Annotated in this window: 14 protein-coding genes; all 14 read left to right on the top strand. The window is 37.7% G+C overall.

Annotation, left to right across the window (positions count from 1 at the left end; translation table 11 throughout):
• Positions 1-8 precede the first annotated feature (8 nt).
• The 14 genes from IGJ52_RS08740 (at position 9) to IGJ52_RS08675 (ending at position 18,525) form a co-directional block, all read left to right on the top strand.
• Positions 9-1,430 (top strand): lipopolysaccharide biosynthesis protein, encoded by a 1,422-nt coding sequence (locus IGJ52_RS08740; protein ID WP_002366935.1) that lies wholly within the window; start codon positions 9-11, stop codon positions 1,428-1,430.
• A gap of 92 nt (positions 1,431-1,522) precedes the next feature.
• Entirely contained in the window at positions 1,523-2,482 is a 960-nt protein-coding gene (locus IGJ52_RS08735) for a GDP-mannose 4,6-dehydratase (protein WP_029656444.1), read from the top strand.
• Positions 2,483-2,638: 156 nt separating this feature from the next.
• A complete protein-coding gene (locus IGJ52_RS08730; RefSeq protein WP_010816632.1) occupies positions 2,639-3,385 on the top strand; it encodes a glycerophosphodiester phosphodiesterase in 747 nt (248 codons plus the stop codon).
• Positions 3,386-4,315 (top strand): tRNA (adenosine(37)-N6)-dimethylallyltransferase MiaA, encoded by a 930-nt coding sequence (miaA, locus tag IGJ52_RS08725; protein ID WP_010816631.1) that lies wholly within the window; start codon positions 3,386-3,388, stop codon positions 4,313-4,315.
• A gap of 3 nt (positions 4,316-4,318) precedes the next feature.
• The gene (gene hflX, locus IGJ52_RS08720; protein WP_002425963.1) at positions 4,319-5,560 is read left to right on the top strand and encodes a GTPase HflX; all 1,242 of its coding nucleotides are present in this window, start codon (positions 4,319-4,321) and stop codon (positions 5,558-5,560) included.
• Positions 5,561-5,762: 202 nt separating this feature from the next.
• Positions 5,763-6,146 (top strand): MerR family transcriptional regulator, encoded by a 384-nt coding sequence (locus IGJ52_RS08715; RefSeq protein ID WP_002388239.1) that lies wholly within the window; start codon positions 5,763-5,765, stop codon positions 6,144-6,146.
• A gap of 42 nt (positions 6,147-6,188) precedes the next feature.
• Positions 6,189-7,529: a type I glutamate--ammonia ligase gene (gene glnA, locus IGJ52_RS08710; RefSeq protein ID WP_002356929.1), complete on the top strand. Its 1,341-nt coding sequence runs from the start codon at positions 6,189-6,191 to the stop codon at positions 7,527-7,529.
• A gap of 257 nt (positions 7,530-7,786) precedes the next feature.
• The gene (gene nifJ / locus IGJ52_RS08705; protein WP_002419728.1) at positions 7,787-11,518 is read left to right on the top strand and encodes a pyruvate:ferredoxin (flavodoxin) oxidoreductase; all 3,732 of its coding nucleotides are present in this window, start codon (positions 7,787-7,789) and stop codon (positions 11,516-11,518) included.
• A 196-nt stretch (positions 11,519-11,714) separates the two neighbouring features.
• Positions 11,715-12,599, top strand: coding sequence for a diadenylate cyclase CdaA (cdaA, locus tag IGJ52_RS08700; RefSeq protein ID WP_002389035.1), 885 nt, complete (start codon positions 11,715-11,717; stop codon positions 12,597-12,599).
• Positions 12,596-13,759 carry a CdaR family protein gene (locus IGJ52_RS08695; protein WP_002374494.1) on the top strand — a complete coding sequence of 388 codons (1,164 nt, stop codon included), beginning with the start codon at positions 12,596-12,598 and terminating at the stop codon, positions 13,757-13,759. Before cdaA ends, IGJ52_RS08695 begins: the two co-directional genes overlap by 4 nt.
• A complete protein-coding gene (glmM, locus tag IGJ52_RS08690) occupies positions 13,752-15,107 on the top strand; it encodes a phosphoglucosamine mutase (RefSeq protein WP_002356936.1) in 1,356 nt (451 codons plus the stop codon). The genes IGJ52_RS08695 and glmM overlap by 8 nt, the downstream gene beginning before the upstream one ends.
• A gap of 229 nt (positions 15,108-15,336) precedes the next feature.
• Positions 15,337-15,888, top strand: coding sequence for an ECF-type riboflavin transporter substrate-binding protein (locus tag IGJ52_RS08685; protein ID WP_002356937.1), 552 nt, complete (start codon positions 15,337-15,339; stop codon positions 15,886-15,888).
• Positions 15,889-15,988: 100 nt separating this feature from the next.
• Positions 15,989-17,695 carry an ABC transporter ATP-binding protein gene (locus tag IGJ52_RS08680; RefSeq protein ID WP_438792033.1) on the top strand — a complete coding sequence of 569 codons (1,707 nt, stop codon included), beginning with the start codon at positions 15,989-15,991 and terminating at the stop codon, positions 17,693-17,695.
• Complete coding sequence (locus IGJ52_RS08675; RefSeq protein WP_002356939.1) at positions 17,692-18,525, top strand: energy-coupling factor transporter transmembrane component T family protein; 834 nt, start codon at positions 17,692-17,694, stop codon at positions 18,523-18,525. The genes IGJ52_RS08680 and IGJ52_RS08675 overlap by 4 nt, the downstream gene beginning before the upstream one ends.
• Positions 18,526-18,555: the final 30 nt, after the last annotated feature.

The raw sequence follows: 18,555 nt of genomic DNA, 5'->3' as shown, positions 1-18,555 counted from the left end.
ATAATGCTATGAATTCAAAAGCAAAAATGGTGGCTAAAAACCTTTATTATACTGTGGCTGCAAATTTTGCAACGTTGGGTATTTCGGTTCTCTTAAATTTATTTGTTCCTAAGTTGCTAGGCGTTACAGAATACAGTTATTGGCAACTTTATGTTTTTTATTCTTCATATGTTGGATTTCTCCACTTAGGCTGGATTGATGGTATCTATTTAAAAATCGGGGGAGAAGAATACGAAAATTTAGATAAAAGAAATCTCGGTTCTCAATTCTGGTATTTAGCGATTTTTGAATGTTGTATTTCTGCTTTTGTCATTCTTTGGGCTTACTTTTTCATGCCGAAAGAATATCAAGGGATTATTTTGATATTGACGGCCATTGTTTCAGTAATTACAATTGCAAAAACGTTTATTCTGTATGTTTTTCAGTCAACAAATCGTATTAAGGAATATGCTCAATTATCCAGAAATGATCGCTATTTATATGTCCTGTTCATTGCAATTTACTTTGCATTAGGAGGACGAGATTTTTATTGGCTAATCATTATGGATATACTTTCTAAACTGATTATTACGGTTTGGGGAATGTTTAGAGTTAAAGACATGTTGCGTGTGAACATGATGAGTTTGAAGGAAGTTACTCCTGAAATAGTTGATAATATTAACATAGGTAGTAAACTAATGCTCAGTAGTATAGCAAGTATGCTAATAATGGGAACCATTCGCTTTTTTGTTCAACAGCGTTGGACTATCGAAACCTTTGGTAAATTGTCCTTTACTTTAAGTTTATCAAATATGTTTTTAACTTTTATTAATGCTGTTGGAATTGTAATGTTTCCGTTGTTAAGACGGACAAATAAAGAGCGATTGCCGTCTTTATTTGTCACATTAAGAGGTGTTTTTGTTCCGTTGACGTATGCAATTCTGCTGTTATATGTACCCGTCAAATTTGTTTTAGGTATGTGGTTACCCGAATATAGCGAGAGTTTGAAATTTATGGGAATTCTATTTCCTATAGTTATTTATGAAGGTCGGATGTCTTTACTAATTAATACGTATTTAAAAACGTTGAGAAAAGAAAAAACAATTTTATTTGTTAACGTATTGACACTTGCCTTGTCGTTAATCCTGTCGCTGTTTGTGATTTTCGTTGTTGGGAACTTGAATTTAACTGTTGGGTTGATATTAGTAAGTTTAGCATTTCGTTGTAATTTAGCGGAAATTTTTCTATGCAAAGATATGAACGTTAAAATAGGTAATAGTACTGTATTGGAAACGTTGGTTACATTATTGTTTATCTTTAGTAATCTTTGGTTTGGCGGTAGTATTTATAGTTTCATTTCTTATGGAATTGTGTACATTATCTATTTCTTATTCATTCATAAGAGTTTTGTGAATAACGCAAAGAATTTAAAATATTTAGTAAAAGGTTGAGAAAGTTATTTTCTCTCCTTTTTTATTGAAAAAAACAAACTGTAGTCTTTGACACCTAAAAATGGTAAAATTAATGTATTATTTTAATTGGAGTGGGAAACTTGAGGAACTTTTTAATCACAGGCGGCGCCGGCTTTATCGGCTCAACCTTAGCAAATTATTATAGTAAAGACAATCAAGTTGTGGTCATTGATGATTTATCAATGGGCCAAACTGAAAATTTAAACGCATCTGAAAACATCACGTTCATTGAAGGTAGCGTGACTGATCAACAATTAATGGAAAAAGTACTACAAGAGTATCAGTTCGATTACATTTTTCACTTAGCAGCGATTGCTAGTGTAGCAGACTCAGTAGCACGTCCAGTGGAAACACACCAAGTGAATTTTGAGAGTGTGTTACAATTACTGGAATTAATTCGGAAATACCAGAAAGATTTAAAACGTTTGGTGTTTGCTTCTTCTGCAGCAGTTTACGGCGATGAGCCAACTTTACCAAAACAGGAAGAATCAGTAATTCGTCCATTAACGCCTTATGCGGTGGATAAATTTGCTTCTGAAAAATATGTGTTAAACTATTGTCATTTATATGATGTTCCGACAAGCGCTGTTCGGTTCTTTAACGTTTATGGGCCAAACCAAAATCCTAATTCCCCTTATTCTGGCGTTATTTCGATTGTGATGGACTCTTACAAACGCTTATTAGCCAATCAAGAAGTGACATTCAATATCTTTGGTGATGGAAAACAATCTCGTGATTTTGTCTTTGTTGAGGACGTGGTTCAAGCGTTGAATCTTGTCGCTCATTCTGACCAATCACTTGGGGAAGTATATAATGTCGGAACAGGGAAAGCAACCGATTTAAATGAGTTAATTTCTTCTCTAAATGATATTATGAAAGTCACTTTGCCAGTTGAATACAAAGAAGCGCGAGCTGGGGACATCAAAGATTCTTTAGCGGATATATCTAAATTACGTGCCATTGGATATGAACCAAAATATAGTATCCAATCTGGTTTAGATAAATACGTTAATTATGAATTAAAAGATTAAGAGAATAAAAAGACGGATTTGAGACTAAATTGTTTATAAGACTTAAAGAGTAGGATATCAGTCGCTTTGATTGATGTCCTACTCTTTCTTTTAGTTTTTCCCATATTTGAACCCACCTCACTCCAATGGTACAATAAACAAGATTGGAGTGAGAGCATGACAGATATTATTGCACATCGAGGAAGTAAAGGCACCCATCCTGAAAATACGTGTATTGCTTTCAGAGAGGCTGTTCGTATTGGTGCTGAAGGAATTGAATTAGACGTTCACCTATCTAAAGATGGTTATTTAATCGTTATGCATGATGAAACGGTGGATCGTACGACAGATGGTCATGGTGAAATCCAACAGTTAACATTAAACGAATTAAAACAACTAGACGCTGGAAGCTGGTTTCAGAAAAATCCTTCTGTTCAATGTGTTCCAACATTGGAAGATGTTTTAAATTGTCTTGTAGAAGAACAATTCAATGGTTTTTTGAATATTGAACTTAAAACGGATATTATCCATTATGAAGGAATTGAGAAAAAAGTCGTCCAACAAATGAATCAAAAAAACTGGCCGTTTCGTTATTTATATTCCAGTTTTTATTTTCCAAGTTTAGTTAAATTAAAAAAAGCTGATCCTAAGACAGAAATTGCCTTTATTTATGAATCTGCAGAGGATTTAAGTCAAGCGGGACCGGCATTCGCGCTTGTCGATAGTTTACATCCAAAAATGTCTTGGGTGTTGGCTCATGAAAAAGAACTTATCACAATTGGCAAACCGCTGCGGCCGTGGACTGTTAATCGGATGGAAGAAATGGAAAATTGTTTTCAGCTAAAATTGGCAGGTGTTCATACAGATTTTCCTGAAGAAGCAAAATTTGCTCGTCAAAATTGGCAAGAAGAAGGAGAAACATAATTGGAGAAAGTATTAGTTATTGTAGGACCCACCGCGGTGGGGAAAACAGCATTAAGTATTGCTTTAGCAAAAAATTTTAATGGTGAAATTATTAGCGGTGACTCCATGCAAGTTTATCGCTCGTTAGACATTGGCACCGCTAAAGTCACAGAAACAGAAAAAGAAGGGATTCCTCACTATTTAATTGATTGCCGTGAAGTCAGCGAGACTTATTCTGCTGCTGATTTTCAGAGAGAGGGTCGTCAAAAAATCAAAGAAATTACTGAAAAAGGGAAACTACCAATTATCGTTGGAGGAACAGGTTTGTATATTCAATCACTTCTTTATGATTTTCAACTAGGAAGTCGTGAGATAGATGACTCGCCTGAAATTAGAGAAACGTACAATTTATTTGCGGAAGAAAAAGGGAATCAAGCCTTATGGCAGTTATTAAAACAAAAGGATCCTCTAGCGGCTAACAGCATCCATTTTAATAATCGCAAAAAAGTGATTCGTGCGTTAGAGGTCTTTGATAAAACCGGTTATAGTATTTTGACCCCGAAGGAAAAACCAGCTCGTCTCTATGATTATTATTTATTAGGTTTGGAAACAGATCGCGCTTTATTGTATGAGCGTATTAATCAGCGGGTGGATCAAATGATGACAAAAGGACTGTTGGAAGAAGCAAAACAGATGTTTCAGCAACCACATGCACAAGCAGCTCAAGGCATTGGCTATAAAGAATTTTTTCCGTATTTTTCCGGTGAACAATCATTAGAGATGGCGGTTGAAACAGTCAAACAGCAATCACGGCGATATGCCAAACGTCAATTGACTTGGTTTAGAAATCGAATGGCTGCGCATTGGTGGGATTTGGTTCAACAGCCAACAGATTTGCCCAAGTTGGAAAAAGAAGTAGCGGAATGGCTACAACAGAAGGAGAGTGAGTAGGCGATGACCACTCATGAAAAAGTTATTTTAGTAGGAGTTGAGACGGAAAAAAATTATCAGACATTTTCTGCATCAATGGAGGAACTGGCGAATTTAACGGAAACTGCTAATGGAGAAGTGGTGTTTGTTTTAACGCAAAAACGACCACAAGTTGATCGACAAACCGTAATCGGTAAAGGGAAATTGGAAGAATTAATTCAATTAACAGATGCCTATGAAGCGGATCTTGTGATTTTTAATCACGAGCTCACACCGCGTCAAAATCAACTGTTATCTGAAGCGTTAGCTGTACGAGTAATTGATCGTGTACAATTAATTTTGGATATCTTTGCTTTGCGTGCGCGCTCCAAAGAAGGAAAGTTACAAGTTGAATTAGCACAATTGGATTATTTATTGCCTCGCTTGGCTGGTCAAGGAAAACAGTTGTCCCGACTTGGAGGAGGTATTGGGACACGCGGGCCTGGTGAAACAAAATTAGAGTCGGACCGCCGACACATTCGGAATAAAATCTTAGGCATCCGTCGTGAGTTAAAAGAAGTCACTGCTCATCGTGAACGAAGCCGCCAAAAAAGACAAAATTCAGAACTATTTCAAATTGGCTTGATTGGTTATACCAATGCTGGCAAATCAACCATTCTCAACATGTTGACAACAGCAGGAACTTATTCAGAGGATCAATTGTTTGCAACGTTAGATCCTTTAACCAAAAAATGGCAATTGCCTCAAGGCATGGAAGTTACTCTGACAGATACGGTCGGCTTCATTCAAGATTTACCAACACAACTGATTGAAGCCTTTCAGTCGACATTGGAAGAAAGTCGGACGATGGATTTACTGCTCCATGTAGTGGATGCAAGTGCGCCAGATCGGTTACAACATGAACGCACAGTTCAAACATTGATGAAAGAATTAGCGTTGGAAAATATTCCGTGCTTGACGGTTTATAATAAAAGAGATCAAGTGGACAGTAAAGAATTTGTCCCAACCTTATTTCCCAATGTATTGATCTCAACTAAAATTTCTGAAGATAAAGAACGACTGGTTCAAGCTATCCGTGCCCAAATGATGGAATTACTCGAGCCTTATCAATTAGAAATTAGCCCAACTGATGGACAACTATTAAGTGAACTTCGCCGGATGACACTAATGGTTTCAGAAGAATATGCTGAAAATGAAAATCGGTATATCGTGAAAGGATTTGCGAAAAAAGAGTCTAAATGGTTGGCTGAATCCGAAAAAGAATAAAAAATGGTAAGTTGATTAGAAATGATTTGTAAAAACAAATCATTTCTATTTTTTTGATTAGTAGTAGAAAATCAGCCGTGAAAAGATGGAAAAGTCCATATTTATCAGGTTTTTTGTTTTATGTTAGAAAATCTAACATAAGTTCTTGACAATTTGTCATTCTATTGTTATTCTAAGAAATAACTAAGAGAGGAGGATGGAGATGAGAGAAAAAGAGTTACGCCGTTCCATGTCAGTTTTTCCAATTGGTACAGTTATGAAACTAACGGATTTGACCGCTCGACAAATTCGCTACTATGAAGAACAGGGATTGATTCATCCAGAACGTAGTGAGGGCAACCGACGCATGTATTCTTTAAATGATATTGATGTTTTGTTAGAAATTAAAGATTATTTATCTGATGGATTGAACATGGCAGGGATTAAGCGTGTGTATGAAATGAAATTAGAAGAACAAAAAAACACCGCCGAGGCAACTCGTCCGTTAACCGATGCAGATGTTCGTCAGATTTTATACGACGAAATTCTTTCGCAAGGAGGACTTACTCAGCAAAATCCGTTCCAATCGAATGTACCAAGGCTTTAACGTTTCAGCAGCCAATAAAAATGAAGGATGGGGATCAGACCGATGACAAGAAAAGCCAAAACGGCAGAAGAGATTAAACATATTGCAGAAGAAGAAAACGTACGTTTTTTACGACTAATGTTTACCGACATTATGGGAACAATTAAAAATGTTGAAGTTCCTGTGAGTCAGCTAGATAAAGTATTAGATAATAAAATGATGTTTGATGGGTCATCCATTGAAGGATTCGTTCGTATCGAAGAAAGTGACATGTATTTATACCCTGATCTATCTACATGGATGATTTTTCCGTGGGAAAGCGACCATGGAAAAGTTGCGCGCTTAATTTGCGATATTTACAATCCTGATGGTACCCCTTTTGCTGGAGATCCCCGCGGTAATTTAAAACGCGCCTTAGCAGATATGAAAGAATTAGGCTTTACTTCTTTTAACTTAGGACCAGAACCAGAATTTTTTCTATTTAAATTAGATGAGAATGGTGAAATTACCACTGATTTGAATGATAAAGGTGGCTATTTTGATTTTGCGCCAACCGATTTAGGTGAAAATTGTCGCCGTGATATTGTTTTAGAGTTAGAAAGTTTAGGCTTTGAAGTGGAAGCTTCGCATCATGAAGTAGCACCTGGTCAACATGAAATTGACTTTAAATATGCTGATGTAGTTGATGCTTGCGACAATATTCAAACGTTCAAATTAGTTGTGAAAACTATTGCGCGCAAACATGGCTTGCATGCAACATTTATGCCAAAACCTTTGTTTGGAATTAATGGTTCTGGTATGCACTGCAATATGTCATTATTTAATGAAGAAGGTAATGTTTTTTATGACGAGTCAGGAGAGATGGGCTTAAGCCAAACTGCGTATCATTTCTTAGGTGGTTTATTAAAACATGCCCGTGCCTATACTGCGGTATGTAACCCAACAGTGAACTCTTATAAACGCTTGGTACCAGGTTATGAAGCACCTGTTTATGTAGCTTGGAGCGGCAGAAATCGTTCACCACTCATTCGAGTTCCTGAGTCTCGTGGTTTATCGACTCGTTTAGAGTTACGTTCTGTCGATCCTTCAGCGAATCCGTATTTAACAATGGCTGTCTTATTACAAGCAGGTTTGGATGGTATTCGTAATGAACTTACGCCACCGCCAGCAGTTGATCGTAACATTTATGTGATGAATGAGGAAGAACGTCAACATGCACAAATTGAAGATTTGCCATCAACCTTACACAATGCCATCAAAGAATTACGTAAAGATCAAGTAATGATTGATGCATTAGGTCGTCACATTTTTGCCAATTTTGTAGAAGCAAAACGAATGGAATGGGCAGCCTTCCGTCAAACCGTTTCTGAATGGGAAAGAGAACAATATTTGGAGTTGTACTAAAAGCCGTTACTTTTAATAATCTTAATGTTTAGAAAGAGGGAGATAAGTCGAAACGCTTATCTCCCTCTTTCATTCTTTAGTTTGTGAACGAATAGATAATTTCTATTTCACAAAATAAAGTAATTTTAATTCAGTGAAATAGTTTGTTTATAGGGGATAAAGTGGTTTTTTCTCAATTTCTCTTTTATTTTTAAGCAAAAAAATTGACAAAATCTTTCATAATTTGTGAAATTCCGCTATAATAAACAAGAATATGCGTGCAACTATTCTATTTTTTAGATATAAAGGATGAGAAAAACATGCGGAAAATGAAAACAATGGATGGGAATGCTGCAGCAGCTTATATTTCCTACGCCTTTACAGAATTAGCAGCCATTTATCCAATAACACCAAGTTCAACAATGGCTGAGCTTGTTGATCAGTGGTCGGCCGAAGGTAAGAAAAATATCTTTGGTCAACCTGTGAAAGTAGTCGAAATGCAATCGGAAGCTGGTGCTGCCGGGGTGGTCCATGGCTCTTTAAAAACAGGCGCGCTTACCACGACCTATACGGCTTCACAAGGGTTACTTTTAATGATTCCTAATATGTACAAAATAGCTGGAGAACTATTACCATCTGTTTTTCATGTGGCGAGCCGAGCTTTAACTACGAATGCTTTAAATATTTTTGGTGATCAAGGAGACGTAATGGCCGCACGCCAAACAGGCTTTGCTATGTTGTCAGAAAGCAGTGTACAAGAAGTGATGGATTTGGCACCAGTGGCTCACTTGGCTTCGATTGAAGCGAGTGTTCCATTTATGAACTTTTTTGATGGCTTTAGAACAAGTCATGAAATTCAAAAAGTGGCAGTTCTTGACTATGAAGAATTAGCACCCTTAGTAAATCAAGAGAAATTAGCCGAATTTCGTCGACGAAGCATGAACCCGAATCACCCTTCCGTTAGTGGAATGAACCAAAATCCAGATATTCACTTTCAACAACGAGAAACAATAAATCCTTATTATGAAAAATTACCTGGTATTGTTCAAAAATATATGACAGAAATAAACCGGTTACGGGGAACCAATTATGATTTGGTGACGTATTATGGCGCAGAAGATGCAGAAGAAGTGATCGTTACAATGGGTTCAGTTGCGCAAACAATTGAACAGACTGTTGATTATTTACAAGAAAAGGGAAGAAAAGTTGGCTTCCTTAATGTCCATCTTTATCGACCATTTCCAGTTGAAACATTTCTCGAAAAAATACCACAATCAGTTAAAGCAATTGCTGTTTTGGATCGGACGAAAGAGCCCGGTTCTGGTGGCGAACCGTTATTATTGGATGTCCAAAGTGCGATGTATGAAGCGGACATTCGCCCAACAATTATTGGTGGGCGCTATGGTTTAGGTTCTAAAGATGTACTGCCAAATCAAATTGTTGCGGTTTTTGATGAATTAATGAAAGAACGTTCTGCCATGAAGAAGCGTTTTACAATTGGGATTGATGATGATTTAACTTATACTTCATTAGAAGTTGGCAAACCACTTGATTTGACGAATCCGAAAACCTATCAAGCTAAATTTTGGGGCTTTGGTTCTGATGGCACAGTAGGGGCGAACAAGTCAGCAATTAAGATTATCGGTGATCATACAGACAAGTTTGCGCAAGGCTTTTTCTATTATGATTCAAAAAAATCAGGCGGGTTGACCGTTTCTCATTTACGTTTTGGCGAGACGCCTATTCGTTCAACGTACCTCATTGAACATTCTGATTTTGTAGCCTGTCATACAGCCGCTTATTTGCATACCTATGATTTAGTAAAAGGGTTAAAAAAAGGCGGTACTTTCCTCTTAAATACCATTTGGAATGATGAACAACTAGCACGATTTTTACCAAATCAATTAAAACGGTATCTAGCTGAAAATGAGATTCAGTTTTATACAATCAATGCAGTAAAATTAGCTAGTGAAGTCGGACTAGGCGGGCGAATTAATACCGCAATGGAAACAGCTTTCTTCAAATTAGCGGAAATCATGCCTTTTGAGCAAGTGTTACCAATTTTAAAAGAAGAAGCACTGAAAAGTTATGGTCATAAGTCCATGAAAGTTGTCGAAAAAAATATTCAAGCAATCGATAAGACCGTTGAATTGTTGCATCAGGTACCTGTTCCAGAAGAGTGGAGAACGCTTGAAGTTCAACCGCGAAAACGTTCAGAAAATGTTAGTGATTTTGTTCATGAAATTGTTGAACCGATTAATCGTCAAGAAGGCAATGCGTTATCTGTTGCGACACTAGCGAAAAATGGGATGACAGATGGGCGGATGCCTTTGGGAACTGCGGCAGTTGAAAAACGTGGGGTGGCATTAGAAGTACCTGAATGGATTAGCGATCGGTGTACCATGTGTAATGAGTGTGCCTTTGTATGTCCCCATGCGGCGATACGACCATTCTTAGCCGATGAAGAAGAAATGACTGAAGCTCCAGAAGGATTCATTGTGCGTGATCTACGTGGTGCCGACGGCTTGAAATATCGTATCCAAGTCTCAGTCAAAGATTGTACTGGCTGTGGTCTTTGTGTTGAAGCCTGTCCAGCTAAAGGCAAAGCTTTAGTAATGAAACCTTATGAAGAAGAAAAAGAGCAGGCTATGAACTGGGCGTTTGCTATGACGTTACGTCAAAAGGAAAATCCAGCAAAACCTAATACTGTTTTAGGTTCGCAATTTAATAAACCTTTATTAGAGTTTTCTGGTGCTTGTTCTGGTTGCGGCGAAACGCCTTATGTTAAATTATTGACGCAAATGTTTGGTGACCGAATGCTGATTGCTAATGCCACAGGTTGCTCATCGATTTGGGGTGCTGCAGCGGGTGTGACACCTTACACTACGAATGAACAAGGACAAGGTCCAGCCTGGTCAAATTCTCTTTTAGAGGATAATGCCGAGTTTGGTTACGGCATGTTGTTAGCAACGCAAGCGCGTCGCGAACGTTTAGCTAGTAAAATGACCAAAGCTTTTTCTGTAGCCAGTGACTCATTGCGTCTATTGATGGAAGATTGGATAGCACATCTGTCCGAAAGTGAAGGTACGCAACAACGTGCAGCTAAATTACGTGCAGCTTTGCTTGAAGAAAAAACGAATCAACCTTTATTGGAAGCAATTTATGACGATCAAGATCTTTTTGTCAAACCAAGTCAGTGGATGATTGGTGGGGACGGCTGGGCCTACGATATTGGCTACGGCGGGATTGACCACGTGTTAGCCAGTGGCGCGGATGTAAATATGTTAGTTCTAGATAATGAAGTCTATTCCAACACAGGTGGCCAAACTTCCAAAGCAACTCCTGCATCAGCGATTGCGAAATTTGCTGCCAGTGGGAAATATGCTTCTAAAAAAGATTTAGGGATGATGGCAATGACTTATGAAAATGTCTATGTCGCTCAAATTGCCTCAGGTGCAAACCAAATGCAGACGATTAAAGCTTTTGAAGAAGCAGAAAAATTCCCTGGACCATCGATTATTATTGCTTATACACCATGTATTACACATGGTTTAGCAGGTGGGATGAGTCAAACGTTGAAAGAAGCGAAAGATGCAGTTCATTCAGGTTACTGGTCTTTATATCGCTATAATCCATTATTGCGAGAAAAGGGCAAAGAACCAATGACATTGGATTTCAAAAAACCAGATTTTTCATTAATGAAAGAGTTTATGCGCCAACAAGTTCGCTTTGCATCCTTAGAATCTAGTCAACCAGATACAGCGGAATTGTTATTTAATAAAACAATTAATGATGCTAAGAGACGTTTCTATAATTATGCTCGTTTAGCTGGTCAAGAAGAAAAAATTCGAGCAAAACTAGAAAAACAAAGTGAACCAGAAATAACTGCGCCAGAGAACGAGAAGCCACGAGTGAAAAAAGAACGCGTAGTTGATCCGGAAGCGGAAGCAAGAAGGGCTGCCCGCCGCGCAGAACGAGCAGCCAAGAGAAAACAACGTGAGCAAGATTAAATAGAAGTCAAAAAAACGTGTCTGAGCTTTTTGCTTAGACACGTTTTTTAGTTAGAAATGCGATTTTTTGATGAAAAATTTCAGGTTATTTGAAAAAGTTCCTAAATTTTTTTGATGTTTCCGCTTGCGTTCTGTGATGAAAGAAAATAATGTGGTATACTTGTTAGGAAATCTTGAGAGAGAAGTGAGGGGTATGATGTCGTTTCAATTGAATCAATTATTAGATTTGAATTATTGGCAGCAAGTCATCTCAACGGATTTCTTATCTAAGGATTTTGTTATCAATATCATAGATATCCTAGTCGTATGGTACCTCGTTTACAAATTAATCATGCTTGTTCGTGGAACAAAAGCAGTTCAACTATTAAAAGGTGTCGCTGTTTTTATCATTATCCGCATTCTAAGTGAGATAATTGGTCTACATACATTATCTTGGTTAATGAATCAAGTTATCATGTATGGTGTAATCGCCGCGGTTGTTATTTTTCAACCAGAAGTGCGAAGAGGGCTGGAACATCTAGGGAGAAGTTCGTTTTTTCGCCCGAATAAAGGTGCGCAACAAGAAGATGAGCGTATTATTCAGGCCTTTGACAAAGCCATTCAGTACATGTCAAAACGGAAAATTGGTGCTTTGATAACCATTGAACGCAATACTGGTTTAGATGAATACATTGAGACAGGTATTGATTTGGATGCCGATATTACTGGTGAATTACTGATTAATATTTTCATTCCAAATACACCACTACATGATGGTGCAGTGATTATCAAAAATGAAAAAATTGCTGTTGCTAGTGCGTATTTACCGCTATCAGAAAGCAATTTAATTCCAAAAGAATTTGGAACGCGCCATAGAGCCGCAGTCGGTATCAGTGAAGTCAGTGACGCCATTACGATTGTTGTTTCTGAAGAAACTGGTGACGTTAGTTTGACGTTGAACAACGAATTAATTCCTGGCCTAACGCAAGAAGAGTATTTAACAATTTTGCGTAAGGAGTTAATTTCGGAATCATCGGAAGATAAAAAAAGTGCTTTACAGCATTTTATCGATGATGTAACAAAGGGGGTTAAACGCAAATGAGAAAAGCCTCCCAAAAAAGCTGGTTTAATGGTTTGCTTTCATTGCTGTTTGCATTGTTGTTATTTTTTAATGCCAATGCAACAGGCAATAATCCCTCCAATTCAGGTTCAAGCCAAACGTATAGTGAAACACTGAATAATATTCCGGTCCAAGTCCAATACGATAAAGACAAATATTATGTCTCTGGATTTGAAGAGAGTGTAAATGTTCATTTACGTAGTGCGAACCGCATTCAATTAAACATGGAATCAAATGCTGACACACGAAATTTCCAAGTGGTCGCAGACTTAACCAAATTGCCATTAGGGACTTCGGAAGTGCCTTTGACAGTGCGGGGACTAAGTTCAGCTGTTACAGCTGAAATTGAACCGAAAACAGTGACTGTAACGATTGAAAAGAGAGTAACAAAAAAATTCGATGTAGAAGCACAACTTTCTGATAACATTGAAAAAGAAGGGTACAAAGTAAAAAATATTTCTGTAGATCCAAAAACCGTAGAAGTAACAACTGGAGAAGAAACAGCGAAAGCAATTGACAAAGTGATTGCGCCAGTCTCAAGTGCCAAACAAACAATTGATACGATTAAACAAACGGTAAATGTTCAAGCGCTGGATGCCAAAGGTCAAGTCCTAAGTATCGAAAATCCAGCACCACAAGTCAAAGTAACAGTAGGCTTAACTGCGCCAACAAAAGATGTACCACTGAATGTTAGTATGACAGGTACGCCACCAGCTGGGATCGCTCATTACAATTATAGTTTATCAACGTACCAAGTTAGGGTCAGTGGCCCGCAATCAATTTTAGATACGCTAGAATCAATTGAGGTACCGGTAGATATTTCTGATATTCGCAAAGAAACAAAACAATCAGTGACTATTCCCGTTAATGGAGAATACGTAGTTACACCAGATGAGGTTGACGTTTCTTTGAGCCCCGTGTACAATCAACAACAGTCATCAAATACAAATGAAACTTCAGGGGAACCTGCAAGTTCAACAACGGTTGGCTCAGGTAGCCAAGCAGTACAACCAAGTACATCCAGTCAAGTAGAATCAAATACTTCTGAAACAACAAGTGAGGGATCAACAGTAGAAAGTACAACTGCTGGTTCAACTGAAAATACAGAGAATCAAGTGACTAAGGAGAATCAAAATGGGTAAATATTTTGGAACAGATGGTGTAAGAGGAATTGCAAATAAGGAGTTAACACCTGAATTAGCTTTTAAATTAGGGCGTTACGGTGGTTATGTGTTGAGTCAACATGAAGATAGTTCAAGAAAACCTCGTGTTCTCGTAGGCCGCGATACACGTATTTCAGGTGAGATGTTGGAACAAGCATTGATTGCTGGGTTATTATCAGTCGGGATTGAAGTTTTCCAATTAGGGGTGATTTCAACACCTGGTGTAGCATATCTTACTCGTTTACAAAAAGCATCCGCTGGCGTAATGATTTCAGCTTCACATAATCCTGCGGAAGACAATGGGATTAAGTTTTTTGGGGCAGATGGCTTCAAATTAGTAGACGATCAAGAAGCAGAAATTGAAGCATTGTTAGACGCAGAAGAAGACACCTTACCAAGACCTTCTGCAGAAGGCTTAGGCTCGTTAGATGAATTTCCAGAAGGTTTACTAAAATATTCGCAATTTTTAGTTCAAAGTATTCCTGGCGATTTAGCAGATATGACTGTTTGTTTAGATGCTGCCAACGGAGCAACCGCAACAGCAGTCAATCGTGTCTTCGCAGATTTAGAGACAGATTTCTATACAATGGGAACAAGTCCTAATGGATTGAATATCAATGATGGTGTGGGTTCCACTCATCCTGAAGCTTTGGCAGAAATGGTTGTTGAAAAAGGCGCAGATGCTGGTTTGGCTTTCGATGGCGACGGCGATAGAATTATTGCGGTCGATGAATTAGGACGAATTATCGATGGTGATAAAATCATGTATATTTGTGCCAAGTATTTAGCTGAGAAAAAACGTTTGAAAAAAGATACAATCGTTACAACAGTGATGAGTAATCTAGGTTTCCATAAAGCTGTAGAAGAAATTGGCTTAAAAGATGTGGTAACGCAAGTGGGTGATCGTTATGTTGTAGAAGAAATGCGTAAAAATGATTACAATTTTGGTGGCGAACAATCTGGTCACATGATCTTTTTAGACTACAATACAACAGGTGATGGCATGCTTTCAGGGATTCAATTGTTGAATGTTATGAAGCAAACGGGCAAAAAATTATCTGAATTAGCGGATGAAGTGACGATTTATCCACAAAAATTAGTCAATATTCGTGTCACAGATAAAAATGGTGCAATGGAAGTTCCAGCAATCAAAGCAGTTGTCGAACAAGCAGAAGCAGAAATGAATGGCGAAGGTCGTATTTTAGTTCGTCCTTCTGGAACAGAACCATTGTTACGTGTGATGGCCGAAGCGCCAACACAAGAAAAAGTTGATTATTACGTTGATAAAATTGCCGAAGTAGTACGTGCAGAAATCGGCGTTGAATAAGAACCAATTAGAAACCAGACACTTAATGCTAGCTTGCGTTAAGTGTCTGGTTTCTTTGTTGGAAATCAAAAAAAGAAAATAGCTAATAAGCTCCGTCTATCATTGACATAGAGCGGTTAAAAGGGTACTATTTTAGAAGTAAGATGCACCGCGTATCTTCTTTTTTTATTCGATAAAATCAAGAAGGGAGCGGATGTAAATCAATGGAGTTATAGAATGGAGGAGCGAAATGAAAGAAAAAATGTCCGTCAAGACAATTGTAGCAATTGGAATTGGCTCTGCAGTTTTTGTTATTTTAGGTCGATTCGTTGTGATTCCAACTGGGATTCCTAATACGAACTTAGAAACGTCGTATCCATTTCTTGCTTTAATGTCAGTTGTTTTTGGACCAGTAGCTGGAGGGCTAATTGGTTTGATTGGTCACACATTAAAAGATTTTACCACGTATGGTAGCGCTTGGTGGAGCTGGATTATTTGTTCAGGAATTATTGGCATTATTTTTGGCTTCGCTGGTCGTAAAATGGATCTTCAACATGGTGAATTTACAACAAATGACATGGTGCGTTTCAATATTTTCCAAGCCTTTGGTAATATCGTCGTTTGGGGCTTAATCGCGCCTAGTTTGGATATTTTGATTTATAGTGAACCCGCAAGTAAAGTGTTTACACAAGGAGTATTCGCGACTGTTTCAAATATTGTCGCTGTGGGTATTATTGGAACATTGTTGATGAAAGCTTATGCATCAACAAGAACAAAGAAAGGCAGTTTATCAAAAGATTAAGAAACTGTCGAAATAATTTAAATGGTTAAGGGTCTGCCCTAGTAATTACTTTGCTAATGCTCAGACCCTTTCTTTTATGGAGAAACTGAGGTGAGGCCGAATGAAAAAACCAATCATTACTTTTAATAATTTTTCCTTTCAATATCATAGCCAATCTGAACCGACATTAAAGGGGATTCAATTAACCATCTATGAAGGAGAAAAGGTTTTAATCGTTGGGCCTAGTGGTAGTGGTAAATCAACATTGGCGCAATGTATCAATGGGTTAATTCCCAATATTTATGAAGGTGAAATTCAAGGAACAGCTACGGTTGCTGGTAAAAATATCCAAGAAACAAGTCTCTTTGATTTGTCTTTTGATGTAGGAACTGTTTTGCAAGATACCGATGGGCAGTTTATCGGCTTAACGGTTGCTGAGGATATTGCTTTTGCTTTAGAAAACGATGCAGTTGAACAAGCAGAAATGAAAAAAGCGGTCCACAAATGGTCCGAGATTGTTGAGCTGAATCAGTTATTGCAACACCGTCCACAAGATTTGTCAGGTGGTCAAAAACAACGTGTATCTATGGCGGGCGTTCTAATTAACCAATCAAAAATTTTACTTTTTGATGAACCTTTGGCTAATCTTGACCCACGAGCGGGACAAGAAACAATGACTTTGATTGACACCATTCAACAAGAAACAAAAGCGACTGTTTTAATAATAGAACATCGCTTAGAGGACGTTCTTTGCGAATCAGTTGATCGAATTATTGTCATGAATGAGGGCGCAATTATTTCTGATACAACGCCAGATGAATTGTTACGTCAAGATACGTTGACCCAACAAGGGATTCGTGAACCTTTGTACGTTACAGCCATGAAATATGCTGGGATTGATTTAACACAAGTTAGTCATTTAGACAAATTAGCCGAAGTATCAGGCGAAACGGTTTTGCCTAAAATGACACAGTGGTCTGTCCAACCTAGTTCAGTTAGTGCAGTCAAAGGAGCTGAACTATTACGTTTGGAACAAGTGTCCTATCAATATGATCGTCACGGTGAAAAAGTGTTAGATGACTTCTCAGTAACTATTCATCATGGAGAAATGATCAGCGTTGTAGGAAAAAATGGTGCCGGGAAGTCTACACTTTCTAAAATAATTTGCGGGTTCATCACGCCTCAATCTGGCAAGATTTTATGGGAAGGACAGGATTTTTCCAATTATTCAATCAAAGAACGTGCAGATAAAATTGGTTATGTGATGCAAAATCCCAATCAAATGATTTCTAAAAAAATGATTTTTGAAGAAGTGGCTTTAGGATTAGTTTTACGAGATGTGCCACAAGCAGAAATTGAGGAACGTGTGACGAATATTTTACATATTTGTGGGCTGTATCCCTTCCGGAACTGGCCGATTTCTGCATTGAGTTTTGGGCAGAAAAAACGGGTAACTATTGCATCAATCTTAGTTTTAGAACCTGAATTATTAATTTTAGATGAACCAACAGCTGGGCAAGATTTTAAACATTATACAGAAATGATGACATTTTTAGAAGAATTGAACCGCTTAGGTGTGACTATTTTAATGATCACTCACGATATGCACTTAATGTTGGAATATACAACACGTGCGTTAGTAGTTTGTGATGGACGTTTACTAGCAGATGCGACTCCAGTTGCTGTTTTAACAGATGAAAAATTAATTCAAGCGGCTTCTTTAAAAGAAACGAGCTTGTTTACCTTTGCTAAAGCGTTAGGCTTGGAAAATCCCTTGCTATTTACGGAAAAATTTGTTGCTTACGATCGTGAGGTGCGTTTTGGATGAGTGAACGACAAATGTTAGGCTATCATCCTGATTCAACCTGGATTCATCGCTTAAACGGCACAAGCAAATTAGTCTTTTTAATCGTTGTCTCTGTGGCTTGTATGACCACGTATGATACTCGTTATCTGTTAGGAATGTCTGTGGTTTCGCTTGTTTTGTTAAAATTATCAAATATTAAATGGCATCAAATATCTTTTGTTATTAAATTTATTGCTATTTTTTCTTTGTTAAATATCTTAACGGTTTACCTTTTTGCACCTGAATATGGGGTTGATTTATATCAATCACGTACCGTGATTTGGGAAGGAATCGGACGGTTTACTTTGACACAAGAAGAATTATTTTATGAATTTAATTTAGTTTTAAAATATTTCTGTACGATTCCGTTGGCATTAATCTTTTTATTAACAACAAATCCTAGTGAATTTGCCTCCAGCTTGAATCGAATTGGTGTGAGTTATCGGATTAGTTATGCAGTAGCGCTGGCTATTCGTTATATTCCCGATATCCAAGAAGATTTTTTTAATATTTCTTTAGCACAACAAGCGCGAGGCTATGAGATGTCTAAAAAGGGACGGTTAGGCCAACGAATCAAAGGCGTAGCACAAATCGTTTTACCCTTAATCCTATCTAGTTTAGATCGAATTGAAACTGTGAGTACCGCTATGGAATTAAGGCGTTTTGGTCAAAAGAAAAATCGAACGTGGTATGCGCAACAACCTTTTCATCTGCGTGATTTTTCGGTAATGATACTTGCCTTATGCTTATTAGGAATCAGTTTCTGGTTGTTCCATGTGAATGGTGGACGGTTTTATAATCCATTCCAATAAATAACAAATTGATAAGGTTCTATAAATAGA

The sequence above is a fragment of the Enterococcus sp. DIV1758 genome (assembly GCF_051711985.1).
In the GTDB taxonomy this organism is placed as follows: Bacteria; Bacillota; Bacilli; order Lactobacillales; family Enterococcaceae; genus Enterococcus; species Enterococcus faecalis.
Note: the sequence above shows the minus strand (reverse complement) of the source record. Positions and strands in the feature narration are given on the sequence as shown.